This window comes from Novosphingobium sp. THN1, assembly GCF_003454795.1.
Taxonomy (GTDB): domain Bacteria; phylum Pseudomonadota; class Alphaproteobacteria; order Sphingomonadales; family Sphingomonadaceae; genus Novosphingobium.
On sequence record NZ_CP028347.1, the window covers coordinates 1,675,597 to 1,691,941 of the forward strand.

The 16,345-nt window shown below is 64.8% G+C and carries 13 protein-coding genes; 9 read left to right on the forward strand and 4 right to left on the reverse strand.

The genetic code is table 11. The features are described 5' to 3' along the window. The first annotated feature begins 191 nt into the window (after positions 1–191). The 7 genes from C7W88_RS08275 to C7W88_RS08300 all read left to right on the forward strand — a co-directional run bounded on the left by C7W88_RS08275 (position 192) and on the right by C7W88_RS08300 (position 9,383). A complete protein-coding gene (locus C7W88_RS08275) occupies positions 192–1,718 on the forward strand; it encodes an acyl-CoA carboxylase subunit beta (RefSeq protein ID WP_118073184.1) in 1,527 nt (508 codons plus the stop codon). A gap of 29 nt (positions 1,719–1,747) precedes the next feature. Then, positions 1,748–2,926, forward strand: coding sequence for an acetyl-CoA C-acyltransferase family protein (locus tag C7W88_RS08280; RefSeq protein WP_205525278.1), 1,179 nt, complete (start codon positions 1,748–1,750; stop codon positions 2,924–2,926). Positions 2,927–2,929: 3 nt separating this feature from the next. Further along, positions 2,930–3,367, forward strand: a complete 438-nt coding sequence (mce, locus tag C7W88_RS08285) for a methylmalonyl-CoA epimerase (protein WP_118073185.1) — start codon at positions 2,930–2,932, stop codon at positions 3,365–3,367. A 152-nt stretch (positions 3,368–3,519) separates the two neighbouring features. Further along, positions 3,520–5,661 (forward strand): methylmalonyl-CoA mutase, encoded by a 2,142-nt coding sequence (scpA, locus tag C7W88_RS08290; RefSeq protein WP_118073186.1) that lies wholly within the window; start codon positions 3,520–3,522, stop codon positions 5,659–5,661. 32 nt (positions 5,662–5,693) lie between these two features. Next, on the forward strand, positions 5,694–6,977 hold the full coding sequence (locus C7W88_RS08295; protein ID WP_118073187.1) for an O-acetylhomoserine aminocarboxypropyltransferase: 1,284 nt from the start codon (positions 5,694–5,696) through the stop codon (positions 6,975–6,977). Between the two features lie 133 nt (positions 6,978–7,110). Next, positions 7,111–7,362 (forward strand): DUF898 domain-containing protein, encoded by a 252-nt coding sequence (locus C7W88_RS22605; protein WP_162895961.1) that lies wholly within the window; start codon positions 7,111–7,113, stop codon positions 7,360–7,362. Next, a complete protein-coding gene (locus C7W88_RS08300; protein ID WP_118073188.1) occupies positions 7,362–9,383 on the forward strand; it encodes an acetyl/propionyl/methylcrotonyl-CoA carboxylase subunit alpha in 2,022 nt (673 codons plus the stop codon). The genes C7W88_RS22605 and C7W88_RS08300 overlap by 1 nt, the downstream gene beginning before the upstream one ends. A gap of 151 nt (positions 9,384–9,534) precedes the next feature. On the opposite strand, the gene C7W88_RS08305 is transcribed toward C7W88_RS08300, so the two are convergent. Further along, the gene (locus tag C7W88_RS08305; RefSeq protein WP_118073189.1) at positions 9,535–10,938 is read right to left on the reverse strand and encodes an FAD-binding oxidoreductase; all 1,404 of its coding nucleotides are present in this window, start codon (positions 10,936–10,938) and stop codon (positions 9,535–9,537) included. A gap of 156 nt (positions 10,939–11,094) precedes the next feature. On the opposite strand from C7W88_RS08305, the gene C7W88_RS08310 reads away from it, so the two are divergent. Next, positions 11,095–11,484, forward strand: coding sequence for a cytochrome c family protein (locus C7W88_RS08310; RefSeq protein ID WP_370073217.1), 390 nt, complete (start codon positions 11,095–11,097; stop codon positions 11,482–11,484). 9 nt (positions 11,485–11,493) lie between these two features. On the opposite strand, the gene C7W88_RS08315 is transcribed toward C7W88_RS08310, so the two are convergent. The 3 genes from C7W88_RS08315 to C7W88_RS08325 all read right to left on the reverse strand — a co-directional run bounded on the left by C7W88_RS08315 (position 11,494) and on the right by C7W88_RS08325 (position 15,636). Then, positions 11,494–13,431, reverse strand: a complete 1,938-nt coding sequence (locus C7W88_RS08315) for an alkyl/aryl-sulfatase (RefSeq protein ID WP_118073190.1) — start codon at positions 13,429–13,431, stop codon at positions 11,494–11,496. An 84-nt stretch (positions 13,432–13,515) separates the two neighbouring features. Continuing rightward, the gene (locus tag C7W88_RS08320; RefSeq protein ID WP_118073191.1) at positions 13,516–13,785 is read right to left on the reverse strand and encodes a hypothetical protein; all 270 of its coding nucleotides are present in this window, start codon (positions 13,783–13,785) and stop codon (positions 13,516–13,518) included. 93 nt (positions 13,786–13,878) lie between these two features. Beyond that, complete coding sequence (locus C7W88_RS08325; RefSeq protein ID WP_118073192.1) at positions 13,879–15,636, reverse strand: fatty acyl-AMP ligase; 1,758 nt, start codon at positions 15,634–15,636, stop codon at positions 13,879–13,881. A 163-nt stretch (positions 15,637–15,799) separates the two neighbouring features. On the opposite strand from C7W88_RS08325, the gene C7W88_RS08330 reads away from it, so the two are divergent. Continuing rightward, on the forward strand, positions 15,800–16,318 hold the full coding sequence (locus C7W88_RS08330) for a regulatory protein RecX (protein WP_370073218.1): 519 nt from the start codon (positions 15,800–15,802) through the stop codon (positions 16,316–16,318). Positions 16,319–16,345: the final 27 nt, after the last annotated feature.

Consider the following 16,345-nt stretch of genomic DNA (forward strand, 5'->3'; position numbering starts at 1 on the left):
AGTGGCCCTTCGCAAGTTTGCAGAATAACATTGGACTTGGCAAGCGGCGTGGCGCAGTTGGAACGCCGATCCGCGCCCAGTGTCGTTCCGGCAGGGCGCGGGCGCGGCTCTGGCGTGGCACCTCGGGGAGGAGGAGCTGGCCGGAGTCGCAGCAGAAAACGGTCCGCCAGTCAGAAGAAGGGATGCCACGCATGTCCGCCAATATCGCCGAAATGGAAAAGCGCCGGGAAGCCGCGCGGCTGGGTGGCGGGCAGAAGCGCATCGATGCGCAGCACGCCAAGGGCAAGCTGACCGCGCGTGAACGCCTTGAAGTGCTGCTCGACGAAGGCAGCTTCGAGGAAGTGGACATGTACGTCGAGCACAACTGCGTCGACTTCGGCATGCCCGATACGGTCATCCCCGGCGATGGCGTCGTCACCGGTTCGGGCACGATCAACGGCCGTCTGGTCTATGTGTTCAGCCAGGACTTCACCGTGTTCGGCGGATCGCTGTCGGAACGTCACGCGCAGAAGATCTGCAAGATCATGGACATGGCGCTGAAGGTTGGCGCGCCGGTGATCGGCCTCAACGATTCGGGCGGCGCACGCATTCAGGAAGGCGTGGCGTCGCTTGGCGGCTATGCCGAAGTGTTCCAGCGCAACGTGCTGGCATCGGGTGTGGTGCCACAGCTTTCGCTGATCATGGGGCCTTGCGCGGGCGGCGCGGTCTACTCGCCTGCCATGACCGACTTCATCTTCATGGTGAAGGACAGCTCCTACATGTTCGTCACCGGTCCGGACGTGGTGAAGACGGTGACCAACGAGGTCGTCACGCAGGAGGAACTGGGCGGCGCGGTGACGCACACGACCAAGACCTCGGTCGCCGACCTTGCGCTGGAGAACGACATCGAGGCGCTGCTGGCAGCGCGCGATTTCTTCGATTACCTGCCGTTGTCTAACCGTCAGGACGTGCCCGAGCGACCGACGTCGGACCCCTATGACCGTCTCGAGCCGAGCCTCGATACCATCGTCCCGGCTTCGGCGACGCAGCCCTATGACATGCACGAAGTCATTCGCAAGACGGTGGACGAGGGCGAGTTCTTCGAAATCCAGCCCAAGCATGCGGCCAACATCATCTGCGGCTTCGGGCGCGTCGAAGGCCGCACTGTGGGCGTAGTGGCCAACCAGCCGATGGTGCTGGCCGGCGTGCTCGACATCAACTCGTCGAAGAAGGCGGCGCGGTTCGTGCGCTTCTGCGATGCGTTCAACATTCCGATCGTGACCTTCGTGGATGTTCCGGGCTTCCTCCCCGGCACCGCGCAGGAGCACAACGGCATCATCAAGCACGGCGCCAAGCTGCTGTTCGCCTATGCCGAGGCGACCGTGCCCAAGATCACCGTGATCACGCGCAAGGCCTATGGCGGCGCCTATGACGTGATGGCCTCGAAGCACCTGCGCGGTGACTTGAACTACGCCTGGCCGACCGCCGAAATCGCGGTGATGGGCGCCAAGGGCGCGGTCGAGATCATCTTCCGCGGCCTCTCTGCCGAAGAGCAGGCGGTCAAGACGAAGGAATACGAGGACCGCTTCGCCAACCCGTTCGTGGCGGCAAGCAAGGGCTTCGTCGACGAGGTGATCCACCCGCACTCGACGCGCCGCCGCGTGGCGCTGGGCCTCAGGAAGCTCAAGAACAAGAGCCTCGAGAACCCGTGGAAGAAGCACGATAACATCCCGCTCTGACCTGACCCAAGACTTTGGAAAGACTGAAAATGACCGACATCTACATCGTCTCGGGCGCGCGCACCGCCATCGGCTCGTTCGGCGGCGGCCTTGCCTCGCTGCGTCCGGCCGAGACCGGCGCGATCGTCATCAAGGAAGCCATTGCCCGCGCCGGGATCACGGCGGACAAGGTGCAGAACGTGGTGATCGGCACGGTCGTGCCGACCCAGCCCAAGGACGCCTATGTCAGCCGCGTGGCTGCGGTGAACGCGGGCGTGCCGATCGAGGCTCCGGCGATGAACGTCAATCGTCTGTGCGGTTCGGGCCTGCAGGCCATCGTCTCGGCAGCGCAGGGCATTGCCCTGGGCGAGCAGGACATTGCCATCGGCGGCGGAGCTGAAAGCATGTCGAACGCGCCGCACATGGTGCTGACCGCGCGCAACGGCCAGAAGATGGGCGATCAGGTGCTGATGGACGCGATGTTGGGCGCGCTGCACGATCCGTTCGAGAACATCCACATGGGCGTGACGGCGGAGAACGTGGCCGAGCGCTGCAGCATTTCGCGCGAAGAGCAGGACGCGCTGGCGGCAGAGAGCCAGAAGCGCGCGGCCGCGGCAATCGCGGCTGGCTACTTCAAGGAGCAGATCGTCCCGGTCGAGATCAAGACGCGCAAGGGCACGGTGGTGTTTGACACCGACGAGCATGTGCGTGGCGAGACGACGGTCGAGAGCCTCGCTGGCCTCAAGCCGGTGTTCAAGAAGGACGGCACCGTCACCGCCGGCAATGCCTCGGGCATCAACGATGGCGCGGCTGCGGTCGTGCTGGCCAGCGGCAAGGCCGTTGAAGAGCATGGGCTGAAGCCGATGGCGAAGATTCTCGGCTGGGGCCATGCGGGCGTCGAGCCGAACGTGATGGGTCTGGGGCCGGTCAAGGCCGTGCCGGTGGCGCTGCAGCGGGCAGGGCTGACGCTTGACCAGATCGACGTGATCGAGAGCAACGAGGCGTTTGCGGCGCAGGCTTGCGGCGTGGCCAAGGAACTGGGCTTCGATCCGGCCAAGACCAACGTCAACGGCTCGGGCATCTCGCTCGGCCACCCGATCGGCGCGACCGGCGCGATCCTGACGATCAAGGCGATGTACGAGCTGCACCGGACCGGCGGACGCTATGGCCTGATCACCATGTGCATCGGTGGCGGGCAGGGCATCGCCATGGTCATCGAGAAGGTCTGAACGATGAAGTTGGGCCGCCTCAACCACGTCGGCGTTGCGACGCCCGACATCGACGCTTCCATCGCGTTCTATCGCGACGTGATGGGCGCCTCGGACATAACCGAGCCGTTCGTGCTGGAAAGCCAGCAGGTCCGGGTGTGCTTCGTCAACACGCCGGGCGAGAACGGTACCGCCGGCACGCAGATTGAGCTGATCCAGCCGACCAGCCCGGACAGCGCGGTGGGCAAGTGGCTCGCGGCCAATCCCTTGGGTGGCCAGCACCACCTTTGCTACGAGGTGCCCGACATTCACGAAGCCAAGGCCTGGTTCGAGGGGCAGGGTAAGCGCGTGCTGGGCGAGCCGCGCATCGGCGCGCATGGGACGCTGATCTTCTTCGTGCACCCCAAGGACATGGGCGGGCAACTGACCGAGATCATGGAGACGCCCAAGGGCGGGCATTGAGCTTAAAGTCCTCTCCCCTTCAGGGGAGAGGGTTGGGAGAGGGGGCGTGCGCACCCAAAGCGTTGCAAGGCCCTCTCCAACTTCGGCTAGGCAGCAAGCTGCCAAGCCTGCGTATCCTCTCCCGAGCGGGGAGAGGGCATGAGGAACAGGATATGACCGACAAGACACTGGCCGACTGGCAGGCCGCCGCCGCCAAGGAAGTGAAGGGCAAGGATCTTACCTGGCAGACGCCGGAAGGCATCGCCGTAAAGCCGCTCTACACTGCCGACGACGTGACGGCAGACCCTGGCCTGCCCGGTTTCGCCCCGTTCACGCGCGGCGTGCGCGCCTCGATGTATGCGGGCCGTCCCTGGACGATCCGCCAGTACGCCGGCTTCTCGACCGCCGAGGAATCCAACGCCTTCTATCGCCGCAATCTGGCCGCAGGGCAGAAGGGCCTGTCGGTCGCCTTCGACCTTGCGACGCACCGTGGCTATGACTCGGACCATCCGCGCGTCGTCGGCGATGTCGGCAAGGCAGGCGTCGCCATCGACAGCGTCGAGGACATGAAGATCCTGTTCGACGGCATCCCGCTCGATCAGATGTCGGTATCGATGACCATGAACGGCGCGGTGATCCCGATCCTCGCCTTCTTCATCGTTGCGGGCGAGGAACAGGGCGTCGACCGCAAGCTGCTCGACGGGACCATCCAGAACGACATCCTCAAGGAGTTCATGGTCCGCAACACCTACATCTACCCGCCCGAGCCTTCGATGCGGATCATCTCGGACATCTTCGGCTACACCAGCCGCGAGATGCCGAAGTTCAACTCGATCTCGATTTCCGGCTACCACATGCAGGAAGCCGGGGCGACACAGGTGCAGGAACTGGCCTTCACCATCGCCGACGGCATGGAATACGTGAAATACGGCGTCGCCAGCGGGCTCGACATCGACAAGTTCGCCGGCCGCCTCTCGTTCTTCTTCGCCATCGGCATGAACTTCTTCATGGAAGTGGCCAAGCTGCGCGCGGCGCGCGTCCTTTGGCACCGGGTGATGACAAAGCTCGGCGCGCAGGACGAACGTTCGAAGATGCTGCGCACCCACTGCCAGACCTCGGGCGTCAGCTTGCAGGAGCAGGACCCCTACAATAACGTCATCCGCACCACGATCGAGGCAATGGCCGCGATGCTGGGCGGCACGCAGTCGCTTCACACTAACGCGCTCGATGAAGCCATCGCGCTGCCGACCGACTTTTCCGCCCGCATCGCGCGCAACACGCAGATCGTGATCCAGGAAGAGACCGGCATGTGCAACGTGGTCGATCCGCTCGGCGGGTCGTACTACATCGAGGCGCTGACGCAGGAACTGGTCGACAAGGCGTGGGAGATCATCGAGCGCGTCGAGGCCGATGGCGGCATGGCCAAGGCCGTGGCAGCCGGTTGGCCCAAGGCGATGATCGAGGAGGCTGCTGCTGGCCGACAGGCCCGCGTCGACCGTGGCGAGGACGTGATCGTCGGCGTCAACAAGTATCGCCTGGCGAACGAAGACCAGATCGAGACGCTTGAAGTCGACAACCACGCGGTGCGCGAGGCGCAGATCGCCCGCCTCAAGCGCGTGCGCGAGACCCGCGACGAGACCAAGTGCCGTGCGGCGCTGAATGCGCTGACCGAAGGTGCAAAGACCGGCGGCAACCTCCTCGAACTCGCCGTGGAAGCCGCGCGCCACCGCGCGACGCTGGGCGAGATCTCTGATGCGATGGAAGTCGTGTTCGGCCGCCACGGCACGTTCCCGACGCCGGTGAAGGGCGTCTACGGCTCGGCCTATGCCGGGGATTCGCGCTACCAGCAGGTGCTCGACGGCGTGGAGGCCGTGACCCGCCGCCTCGGCCGCAAGCCCCGCATGCTCGTCGCCAAGATGGGCCAGGACGGGCACGATCGCGGTGCCAACGTGATCGCCTCCGCCTTTGGTGACATGGGCTTCGAGGTGACGTCCGGCCCGCTGTTCCAGACGCCCGAGGAAGCCGCGGCGCTGGCGCTGGAAAAGGACGTCGACGCGGTCGGCGCATCGTCGCTTGCCGCCGGGCACAAGACCCTGATCCCCGAACTGATCGGCCATCTCAAGGCCGCTGGCCGTGCAGACATCAAGGTTGTGGCGGGCGGCGTGATCCCGCCGCAGGACTACGATTACCTGCGCGAGGCAGGCGTGCAGGGCATCTACGGTCCCGGCTCGAACGTGGTCGAATGCGCCGCCGACATGCTGCGCCTGCTTGGCCACAACATGCCGCCGCTGGGTAGCGAGATCGACGCCGCCTGATAGTATCCGCGCCGTATAACGGGAGAGATGCGATGACACAGAAGCTTGAGACGCTGTCGGTCCACGCCGGGTGCGAGCCCGATCCGACGACCAAGGCGCGGATCACGCCGATCTACCAGACGGCCAGCTACGTGTTCGACAGTGCTGAGCACGCCGCGAACCTGTTTTCGCTGGCCGAATTCGGCAACATCTACACGCGCATCATGAACCCGACCAACGCCGCGCTCGAAGCCAAGATCGCGGCGCTGGAAGGCGGCGTTGGAGCGCTGGGCGTGGCGTCGGGCCATGCCGCGCAGTTCATCGTGTTCCACACCCTGATGGAGCCGGGCTGCGAGATCGTCGCGGCCAAGAAGCTGTATGGGGGCACGCTCAACCAGTTCGCGCACAGCTTTGCCAAGTTCGGCTGGAAGGCCGTGTTCGTCGATGCCGACGATCCCGCCGCCGTTGCCGCCGCGATCACCGACAAGACGCGCGGCGTGTTCATCGAAAGCCTCGCCAATCCCGGTGGCGTGGTGCAGGACATCGCGGCGATTGCCGAGGTCGCCCATGCCGCAGGCGTGCCGCTGATCGTCGACAACACGATGGCCAGCCCCGCTTTGTGCCGCCCGATCGAACATGGCGCGGACATCGTCGTCCATTCGTGCACGAAGTTCCTCAACGGCCACGGCAATTCCATCGGCGGGCTGATCGTGGATTCGGGCAAGTTCGACTGGGCGGCGAGCGACAAGTTCCCCTCGCTCACCCAGCCCAACCCGAGCTATCATGGCGCGGTGCTGACCGAGGCATTGAAGCCCGTCGGCCCCATTGCCTTCATCATCGGCTGCCGCGTGCTCGGCCTGCGCGATCTCGGGCCGTCGATGGCGCCGATGAATGCGTTCCTGACGTTGACCGGGATGGAAACGCTGGCGCTGCGCATGGAGCGGCATTGCAGCAATGCGCTTCATCTGGCGCAGTGGCTGCAGAACCATCCCAAGATTGCGTGGGTCAGCTATGCGGGCCTGCCGGAAGACCCCTATCACCAGCTGGCGAAGCGGTATCTCGGCGGCAAGGGCGGGGCGGTGTTCACCTTCGGCGTGAAGGGCGGGCACGATGCGGGCGTGAAGCTGGTCCAATCGGTCAAGCTGTTCAGCCACCTCGCCAACATCGGCGACACCCGCTCACTCATCATCCACCCCGCCTCGACCACGCACAGCCAGCTGGGCGAGGAAGAACTGGTGGCCGCAGGCGCGGGGCCGGACACGGTGCGCGTGTCAGTGGGCATCGAACACATCGACGACATCGTCGCCGATCTGGCGCAAGCGCTGGAGCTGGTGTGATTTTGGCAGCTTCGCCTTGCCTCTTCCCCGTCGCCCTGGGCTTGACCCGCGGCCCCGCTGCCTTTTGCGAGATTGCGAGCGAAGCGGGACCCCGGGTCAAGCCCGGGGTGACGAATGAAGAGGAATGGGCTGAGTGAGCTTTTCCGATGAGGCTGATTCAAGTCCCTTCCGCAAGGTTGGGTGTTTTCTGCTTGGTCTGATCGGGTGTGCTTTCGTGGCTTTCCTTCTGGTCGGGGCGGCAATGGGCGATTGTGCCCCGAACGCTGACGGCACGGGCTGCGAAAACGATGGATTGATCCGCTTCCTGATGTTTCCGGGAAGTCTGATCTTGTTGATTGCGATTGGTATTTTCGCCGCGAGGCGTGTGACGAAAGACAGGGACTGATGTTCAAGAAAATCCTCATCGCCAACCGTGGCGAAATTGCCTGCCGTGTGATCAAGACGGCGCGTCGCATGGGTATCCAGACCGTCGCGGTCTATTCCGATGCGGATGCGCGGGCGCCGTTCGTACAGATGGCAGATGAAGCCGTGCACATCGGGCCGGCCCCTGCCGCACAGTCGTACCTGATTGCCGACAAGATCATTGCGGCGTGCAAGCAGACTGGCGCCGAAGCGGTGCATCCGGGCTATGGCTTCCTGTCGGAGCGCACGTCGTTTGCCGAGGCACTGGCGGCAGAGAATATCGCGTTCATCGGCCCACCTGTCGGCGCGATTGCGGCGATGGGCGACAAGATCGAGTCCAAGAAGCTCGCCAAGGAAGCCGGTGTCAACGTCGTCCCCGGCTTCGTCGGCGAGATCGAGGATACCGAGCATGCCGTGCGCATCTCGGACGAGATCGGCTATCCGGTGATGATGAAGGCCTCGGCCGGCGGTGGCGGCAAGGGCATGCGCCTGGCCTACAGCGAGAAAGACGTGCGCGAGGGCTTCGAGGCGGTGAAGCGCGAGGGGCTGAACTCGTTCGGCGATGACCGCGTGTTCATCGAGAAGTTCATCCTCAACCCGCGCCACATCGAGATCCAGATCCTCGGCGACAAGCACGGCAACATTCTCTACCTCAACGAGCGCGAATGCTCGATCCAGCGCCGCCACCAGAAGGTGGTCGAAGAAGCGCCTTCGCCGTTCGTGACCCCGAAGATGCGCAAGGCGATGGGCGAGCAGTGCGTCGCGCTGGCCCGCGCGGTGGGCTATTACTCGGCAGGTACGGTGGAACTGATCGTTTCGGGCGCGGACCCGAGCGGTGAAAGCTTCTACTTCCTCGAAATGAACACCCGCCTGCAGGTGGAACACCCCGTCACCGAGGCGATCACCGGCGTCGACCTGGTCGAGCAGATGATCCGCGTCGCCTATGGCGAAAAGTTGGCGATGACTCAGGACGACGTGAAGATCGATGGCTGGGCGATCGAGAACCGCGTCTATGCCGAAGACCCCTATCGCGGCTTCCTGCCTTCGACGGGGCGCCTGATCCGCTACAACCCGCCGCTCGCGGGTTGGACCGATGACGGACAGGCCAATGGCCGTCGCGGCGTCAATGGCGTGCGCGTGGACGATGGCGTCTACGAAGGCGGCGAAGTTTCGATGTTCTATGACCCGATGATCGCCAAGTTGATCACTTGGGGGCGGACCCGCGATGAGGCGGCGGACAAGCAGATCGAGGCATTGGACGCTTTCGAGATCGAGGGGCTTGGCCACAACATCGACTTCGTCAACGCCATCATGCAGCACCCGCGCTTCCGTTCGGGCGAGCTGACCACGGGCTTCATCGCCGAGGAATACCCGGATGGGTTCCACGGCGCGGCGACTTCGGACGAGCTGAAGCAGTCGCTGGCGGCGCTGGCGGCTTTCCTGGCAACGGCCCGGTCGGACCGGGCGCGGCAGGTGGACAACCAGCTTGGCCATGACCTTGACCCGCCCTCGGAATGGGCGGTGAAGATCGGCGGCGATGTGTTCAACGTTACGCTCACCGAGGACGAGATCAGCGTTGACGGCAAAGCCATCGACATTGCGCTGGAATATACGCCGGGCGACCGGATGGTGCACTGTGAGGTCGACGACAAGCCGCTGTCGGTGAAAGTCGAGACCACGCGAGCGGGTTTCAAGCTGACCACGCGCGGCGCGATCCACGATGTGCAGGTGCTCCCTGCGCGCATCGCGCACTTGACCAAGCACATGATCGAAAAGATCCCGCCGGATCTTTCGAAGTTCCTGATCTGCCCGATGCCGGGTCTGCTTGTGTCACTCAACGTGGGCGAGGGCGATACGGTCGAGGCAGGTCAGCCGCTGGCCGTGGTCGAAGCGATGAAGATGGAGAACATCCTGCGCGCCGAGAAGGCGGGCAAGGTCAAGACGGTCAACGCCAAGGCCGGCGACAGCCTGGCCGTGGACGCCATCATCCTCGAAATGGAGTGAGTCGGGGTACTTTGCTACGGCACACCGAGTGAACGTCGCCCCGGCGAAGGCCGGGGCCCACTACCGCTCGTCGGGAGGGCAGCGAGATGGATCCCAGCCTGCGCCGGGATGACGCAGCTTGGTATAAGAGGCCCGTATTCTGGCCTGAGATTCAACTCCGGAAAATCTTCCCCGGGTTGAAGATATTGCCCGGGTCCAGCGCCTGCTTGAGCGTGCGCATGATGTCGACGGCGTCCTCGCCCAGTTCATCGACAAGGCACTGCTGCTTGCCGATCCCGACGCCGTGCTCGCCAGTGCAGGTGCCGTCCATGGCGAGCGCCCGGGCGACCATGCGGTGGTTGACCTTTTCCACCTCTGCCATCTCATGCGGTGCATTCGGGTCGATCGAGAAGACGAGGTGGAAGTTGCCATCCCCGACGTGACCCAGGATCGTGGCCGGCACGCTGCAGGTGTCGAGATCGGCGCGGGTGGCAAGGATGCATTCGGCCAGCCGGCTCATCGGCACGCAGACGTCGGTCGTCAGGCCGATCGCACCGGGCCGCAGGTTGACGGCGGCGTAATAGGATTCGTGCCGTGCGCGCCACAGGCGATTGCGGTCTTCGGCGAGCGTCGCCCACTGGAATGCGCCACCGCCGTTGGCCGAAGCCAGTGCCTTGACCGTCTCGACCTGCTCGGCAACGCCGGCAGGCGTGCCGTGAAATTCGAAGAACAGCGTCGGCGCCTCGGGCAGTCCCAGCTTGCTGCGCAAGTTGACCGCGCGGACCTGCATGGCATCGAGCAATTCGATCCGCGCCATGGGCACGCCGCAATGGAAGGCCTGCACCACGGTTTCGATCGCGCCGGACAGCGTCTCGAACGGGCAGGTCGCGGCCATGATCGCTTCTGGCACCGGGTGGAGCCGCAGGGTGATGCCGGTGATGACGCCGAGCGTACCTTCCGCACCGATATACAGCCGGGTGAGGTCGTACCCGGCGGCGGACTTCTTGGCGCGCTTGCCGGTACGGATGACCTTGCCCTGCGGCGTCACCACCTCCAGCCCCAGAACAGCCTCGCGCATCGTGCCATAGCGCACCGCGTTGGTGCCAGACGCGCGGGTCGAGGCCATGCCGCCGATCGTGGCGTTGGCGCCCGGATCGATCGGGAAGAACAGTCCGCTGTCGCGCAGGTGCGCATTGAGCGCTTCGCGCCGGATTCCCGGCTGCACCGTGCAGTCGAAATCGGCATGGTTCACGGTCAGCACCGCGTCCATCGGCGTCAGGTCGAGACTGACTCCGCCTGCAAGGGGCAGGGTGTGGCCTTCCAGCGATGTGCCGGCGCCATAGGGCACGATCGCCACGCCGGCTTCGCGGCACAGGTTTACGCAATCGACCACGTCCTGCGTTGACCGGGCAAAGACCACGGCATCGGGAAGAACGGTAGGATACTGCGATTCGCTGGCGCCATGCTGGGCTCGGATCGCTTCGCTCGTCTGGCATTGCGGGCCAAAGTGGGCCGAAAGACGTTCAACGAAGCCCTGGGGCAAGGGGCGCGCGTGCGGGGCAGACAGGGACTCCATGGGAGGACCCTAGCCCATCGCCACCCTTTTTGCAGCGCTGCCCTTATTGATATAGCGCGTTCGCGTTCAGCCGCGATAAAGCGCGGTTGCGGAATTCTCTTCGTGCGTTCGAGCCTTGCGGCTCTGGCGGCTTCTGGAACTGAACAGGGTGTATCGATGAAGAAGATGATAGGTGCGATGATCGTGGCAGGACTGGCCGCCTCGGCGCTGGCGGGCGGAACCGCCTTTGCTCAGGCCAAGGGCGATCCGGTTGCGGGCAAGAAGATTTTCATGCGCTGTGTTGCCTGCCATGCCGTGCAGCCGGGCGCTGGTGCCAAGATGGGCCCGAACCTTGCGGGCGTTGTCGGGCGAAAGGCAGCGGCGGCTCCGGGCTTCAAGTATTCCGCGGCGATGCAGAAGGCCAAGCTCAAGTGGGATGAGGCCACGCTCGACAAGTGGCTGACGCGCCCGTCGGCGCTGGTTCCCGGCACTTCGATGGCGTTCGCCGGCCTGCCCAACGCAGCAGACCGCGCCAATGTGATCGCCTACCTCAAGAAGCCGAACTGAGTTTGCCTCTCAGGGCGTCACGATAGCGAAGGCGGGGTCCGGCTTGTCGAGCCAGCCGATCAGGCGAGCAAAGGCAGCCGGGTCCCCTTCGATCTTCACCTCGCCCGAGGCAACTTTTGCAGCCAGCGGCTGGCCCGCAAACAAGGCTGACAGCAGGTCTGCGTAGCGGACGGTAAGCGTCGCCTGCCGGCCATCGCGCAGGCCCTTGCGGTGGACGAGGACACCATTGGCGATCGTCACCGTCCAGTCCTGGTCCTTGTCAGGAAAAACGAACCCAAGTGACGCAGACCCGTCACCGGCCTTGGCCGGATCGAGCCGCACCGCGAGGACCTCGAACAGGTCTGACGGGGGGAGCTGGCTGATCAGGGCCGCACCGCCGGTAGGATCGGTGGCGGTGACGCCCTTCTCCAGTTCTGTCGCACCGGTGAGATACATGTTGCGCCACAAGGCGTTCTCGCTCTGGTAAGCGAGCTGGCGATAGGTGCGGGCAAGCAGGCTCTTTGCCGCAGCATCATTGCCATCGGCGAAGATGACCTTGTCGAGCAATTCTGCCGTCCAGGCATAATCGCCCCTGGCAAACGCTTCCTCGGCCAGGGCCCGCACCCGCTCTGCGCCGCCCAGTGCCTCGACATAGCGCCTGCCGCCCTGTTCCGGGGGCAGGGGAGCGAGGTGGACGGGGTTGCCATCGTACCAGCCCATATAGAACTGATACACGGCGCGGGCATTGAAGCTGTAGGAGCCGTAATAAGGCCGGTCGTACCACTTTGCCGCCAGCGCCGGGGGCAGCGTCAACTGCGCGGCGATTTCCGGCCCGGTCAGACCCTTGTTCATCAGCCGCACCGTCTGGTCATGAAGGTAGGCATAGGCGTCGCGGTGCTTGGCGAGATATTCGGTGATCTCGCTCGCGCCGAAACGCGGCCAGCCATGGCTGGTGATCAGCACTTCGGAGCCTGCGAAAAAGTCGATCGCCTCGGTCAGCCCTTGCGCCCAGGCCTTGGCATCGCGGATCACAGCGCCGCGCGGCGTCAGGATGTTGTGCTGGGTGACGTTGGCGTTCTCGGCAAGGTCGGCAACCTTCCAGTCGGGGAAGCCGAAATTCATCTCGGCAGGTGCCTCGGTTCCGGGCGTGATCTGGAAGCGTACCCGCACGCCATCGAGCATGAGTTCGGTGCCGGTTTCGCCAATCTCGCGGGTCGGCGGGATCAGGCTGCGGCCGCCCGCCGCCACGCCCATGCCGATCCCTGAGCCCATCGAACCTTCCGGGCCCTTGGGTAGGCCAAGGCCGAACTGGTAGGACGCGCGGCGCCCCATGGCGGGCCCGGCGATCACGTTCTCGCTGACGGCGGCGCGGGTGAAACCCTGCGGGGCAATGATCGGCGCGTCCTTGGCCATTACCGAGGTGAACGCGCCTGCGCCGCCGAAATGATCGACGTGGCTGTGGGTGTAGATCATTGCAGTGACGGGGAGTCTCGCCACCTTCTCGGAAATCAGCGCATAGGCAGCGGCCGCTGTCTCGGTCGCGGTCAGCGGATCGATGACGATCCAGCCCTTGTCTCCACGCACGAAAGTCACGTTGGCGACATCGAACCCGCGCACCTGCCAGATGCGGTCGGTGACCTTGAACAGGCCGGCCTTGCCGAGAACCTGGGCATGGCGCCACAAACTGGGGTTCACGGTGGCAGGCGCAGGGCCACTGGCAAAGGCAAAGGCGGCGGTGTCCCACACCGGCTTGCCCGCGGCATCGCGGATCACCGGGTCCTTGAGCGTCGCCACGAATCCGCGGGTGGCGAAATCGAAGTCCTGTCGGTCGGCCATCGGCAGATCTGCCAGCGCCGTGACGTTGGCCTTTCGGGTGGCGCCGGTCGGTGCGTCGGCCCAGGCTGGGCCTGCAACGAGCAGCACTGACGCACTGGCGGCCAGGGCGCGGCGAAAGTTGGTGAAACGCATGTCCTCTCCCGGCTCCGTTCTATGTGGAGTTCCGGGCGCAGAGTGACTTTAATCGCGCGCTTAGGGAAGCGGCAAAAAGAGGGTTCAGCCGAACAACCTCTCCCACAGCGTGCGCGGCCGCCTTGGCGGGATCTCCTGGCCGCTTAGGCGCATCAGGTAATTGGCGAGCAGCAAGGCCTGGTTGCGCGTCATCAGCAGGTGGTGCGTGTCGATCGCTCCCGGTATGGGCCGGGGATTCTTGCTCGACTGCACGGTCAGATGGATGTTGCGTGCGAAGGCGCGATGTTTCCAGCCGACGACAACCCCCGAAAGTTCGTGCGGTGTGTCATCGACCGGCGTGTTTGCCGTTGCCATAAACCCTCTCCCAAATTCCCCGCAGCACAGGGAATCGGAAGATGACAATTTCGTCAAGCCTTTGAGTCGGGCAATCGTTTCGGATCGGAACAATCAGGCGGCGAGCTGGTAAGGCGCGATCTCTCCGGCAAGGTAGAGCTTCTTGGCCTTCGCGCGGCTGAGCTTGCCCGAGCTGGTGCGGGGCAGTGTGCGCGGCGGCACGAGTTCGACCACGCAGTTCATGCCGGTGATCGAACGCACCTTGTCGCGGATCTGGTCGCGCAGCTTCACCCGCTCGACCGGGTCGGAAACGCGGCAATGCACCAGAACGGCAGGCGCTTCCTCGCCATTTTCGGTCTCGACCGAGAAGGCAGCGATATCGCCCTGGTGGAAGCCGGGAAGCTGTTCCACGGCCCACTCGATGTCCTGCGGCCAGTGGTTCTTGCCGTTGATGATGATCATGTCCTTGGCGCGGCCGACGATGAACAGGTAGCCCTTTTCATCGACGTAGCCCATGTCGCCGGTATCCAGCCAGCCATCGACCATGCAGGCGTCGGTCGCTTCCGGGTCGCGGAAGTAGGAGTGCATGACCGAGGAGCCGCGGCACCACACCTTGCCGATGTGGTGGTGCGAAAGCTCGTTGCCGCTCTCGCCCCGGATTGCCACTTCCATGCCGAGCACGGGCACGCCGCAGTTGACCATGGCGCGGTAGCGGGCCGGGCGCGAAAGATCGCGCGGCGTGCCCGAGAGACGCTCTTCCTCGACCAGTTCGACGCGGATGCCTTCGCCCGGCGGCATGATGGTCACGGCCAGCGTTGCCTCGGCAAGGCCGTAGCTCGGCAGGAAGGCTTCGGCCTTGAAGCCGGCTTCGGCAAAGGCGTTGACGAAGTTCTGCATCACGTCGGGGCGGATCATGTCGGCGCCGTTGCCGGCAACGCGCCAGCGCGACAGGTCGAAACGGTCCGCGACGTGGGTCTGGCTGGAGATGCGGCGGGCGCAGATGTCGTAGCCGAAGGTGGGCGAATAGGAGAGCGTGGTGCCCTTGTTGCGGCTGATCAGATCAAGCCAGGCCAGCGGGCGGCGGGCGAAATCCTCGGTCTTGAGGTAATCGACCGAGACGCTGTTGGCGATCGGCGAGAGGAAGCAGCCGACCAGGCCCATGTCGTGATACCACGGCAGCCACGAAACCGCACGATCCGGATCGGCGATCTTCATGCCGTGCGAGTGGCCGGCAAGGTTTGCCAGCAGCGCGCGGTGCGTGACGGCGACCCCGTGCGGAAAGCGGGTCGAGCCGCTGGAATACTGCAGGTAGCTGATCGCATCAGGATCAGGCGTGGGCAGGGCCGCGTCGGACTGATCGCCCGCATGGAATTCGTCCCACGAAAGACCGGCGCAGCCCTGGCGCGCGGCAGCAGCGCCAGCCATCTCGGCAATCTCGCCGGGATAGACCAGCATCTTCGGGTCCGAGCTGGCCAGCTGGACGGCGAGCTGGTCGATATAGCTTTCCTTGCCGCCAAAGCTGGTCGGCAGAGGCAGCGGCACCGGCCAGGCGCCGGCATACATCGCGCCGCAGAAGATTGCCGCGAAATCGGGGCCGGTTTCGGCCACCAGGGCAACGCGATCGCCGGGAGCTACGCCCAGCGCCAACAGGCGGCGTGCAGCCACCAGCGCGTCCTCGCGCAGTTCGGAATAGGGATAGACGCGCGAGAGCGTGCCGCGCGGATCGTGGAAGTTGAACCCGAGCTTGCCCTTGGCCGCATGGTCCAGCGCATCGCAGAAGGTATCGAAGTCCGCATAGCGACGTGGCTGCACGTCGATATTGGGTGTGGGAACGAGAATCGCCTTGTCAGCGACAGCGTTCGAAACAGTCATGCGATACCCCGATGTTCTCTTCATTCGTCCTGCGGGCCTGTGCAGACCCGCCGATGAACGGTCCATTAGCTCGAACGGCCCATTACTGGTCCGTGACGCGAAAACAACGCCACCACGGTACGGACGTTCTCATTTAGCAGGGACTGTGGCACGAATGTGGCGGATGGACCGCAATTCCCCTGATGGCCGTGGCAACCGCCGCGAAAGGAAGCCGCCGAGACCGCTCGACGCCGCGCGGCTTGACGAGCTGGCGCTGGCCTATGTCGCGCGCTTTGCCACCAGCGCGGGCAAGCTTTCCGACTACCTTAGGCGAAAGCTGCGCGAACGGGGATGGGAGGGGGAAGGCGAGGCGGATATTCACGCGATCGTCAGCCGATTCGTCGCACTCGGCTACGTCGACGATGCCGGATTCGCCCGCGGCAAGGCGCAAAGCCTGCTGCGGCGGGGCTATGGGGCGCGGCGGATCGACCAGGCGCTGGGCGCGGCGGGAATTGCCGAAACCCTGCGTGAGGAGGCGCGGGGCAGCGATGCCGAGCGGCGCCGGGCGGCACTCGTCATGGCGCGGAAGCGGCGCTTCGGCCCGTTTGGCGGGGGCGGCGGGCTTGACCCGGCACAGCGCGAGAAGCAGGTCGCAGCCATGCTAAGGGCAGGACACCCCTTGCCTATGCGCGCGAGGTGGTGAATGCATCCAGCCCCGAAGCTCTGGAAG

What these genes read in the sequence shown, in the direction of transcription:
- C7W88_RS08275 (WP_118073184.1), top strand. Translation starts at nt 192, where the DNA reads ATGTCCGCCAATATCGCCGAAATGGAAAAGCGCCGGGAAGCCGCGCGG.
- C7W88_RS08280 (WP_205525278.1), top strand. Translation starts at nt 1,748, where the DNA reads ATGACCGACATCTACATCGTCTCGGGCGCGCGCACCGCCATCGGCTCG.
- mce (WP_118073185.1), top strand. Translation starts at nt 2,930, where the DNA reads ATGAAGTTGGGCCGCCTCAACCACGTCGGCGTTGCGACGCCCGACATC.
- scpA (WP_118073186.1), top strand. Translation starts at nt 3,520, where the DNA reads ATGACCGACAAGACACTGGCCGACTGGCAGGCCGCCGCCGCCAAGGAA.
- C7W88_RS08295 (WP_118073187.1), top strand. Translation starts at nt 5,694, where the DNA reads ATGACACAGAAGCTTGAGACGCTGTCGGTCCACGCCGGGTGCGAGCCC.
- C7W88_RS08300 (WP_118073188.1), top strand. Translation starts at nt 7,362, where the DNA reads ATGTTCAAGAAAATCCTCATCGCCAACCGTGGCGAAATTGCCTGCCGT.
- C7W88_RS08305 (WP_118073189.1), bottom strand. Translation starts at nt 10,938, where the DNA reads ATGGAGTCCCTGTCTGCCCCGCACGCGCGCCCCTTGCCCCAGGGCTTC.
- C7W88_RS08310 (WP_370073217.1), top strand. Translation starts at nt 11,095, where the DNA reads ATGAAGAAGATGATAGGTGCGATGATCGTGGCAGGACTGGCCGCCTCG.
- C7W88_RS08315 (WP_118073190.1), bottom strand. Translation starts at nt 13,431, where the DNA reads ATGCGTTTCACCAACTTTCGCCGCGCCCTGGCCGCCAGTGCGTCAGTG.
- C7W88_RS08320 (WP_118073191.1), bottom strand. Translation starts at nt 13,785, where the DNA reads ATGGCAACGGCAAACACGCCGGTCGATGACACACCGCACGAACTTTCG.
- C7W88_RS08325 (WP_118073192.1), bottom strand. Translation starts at nt 15,636, where the DNA reads ATGACTGTTTCGAACGCTGTCGCTGACAAGGCGATTCTCGTTCCCACA.
- C7W88_RS08330 (WP_370073218.1), top strand. Translation starts at nt 15,800, where the DNA reads ATGGACCGCAATTCCCCTGATGGCCGTGGCAACCGCCGCGAAAGGAAG.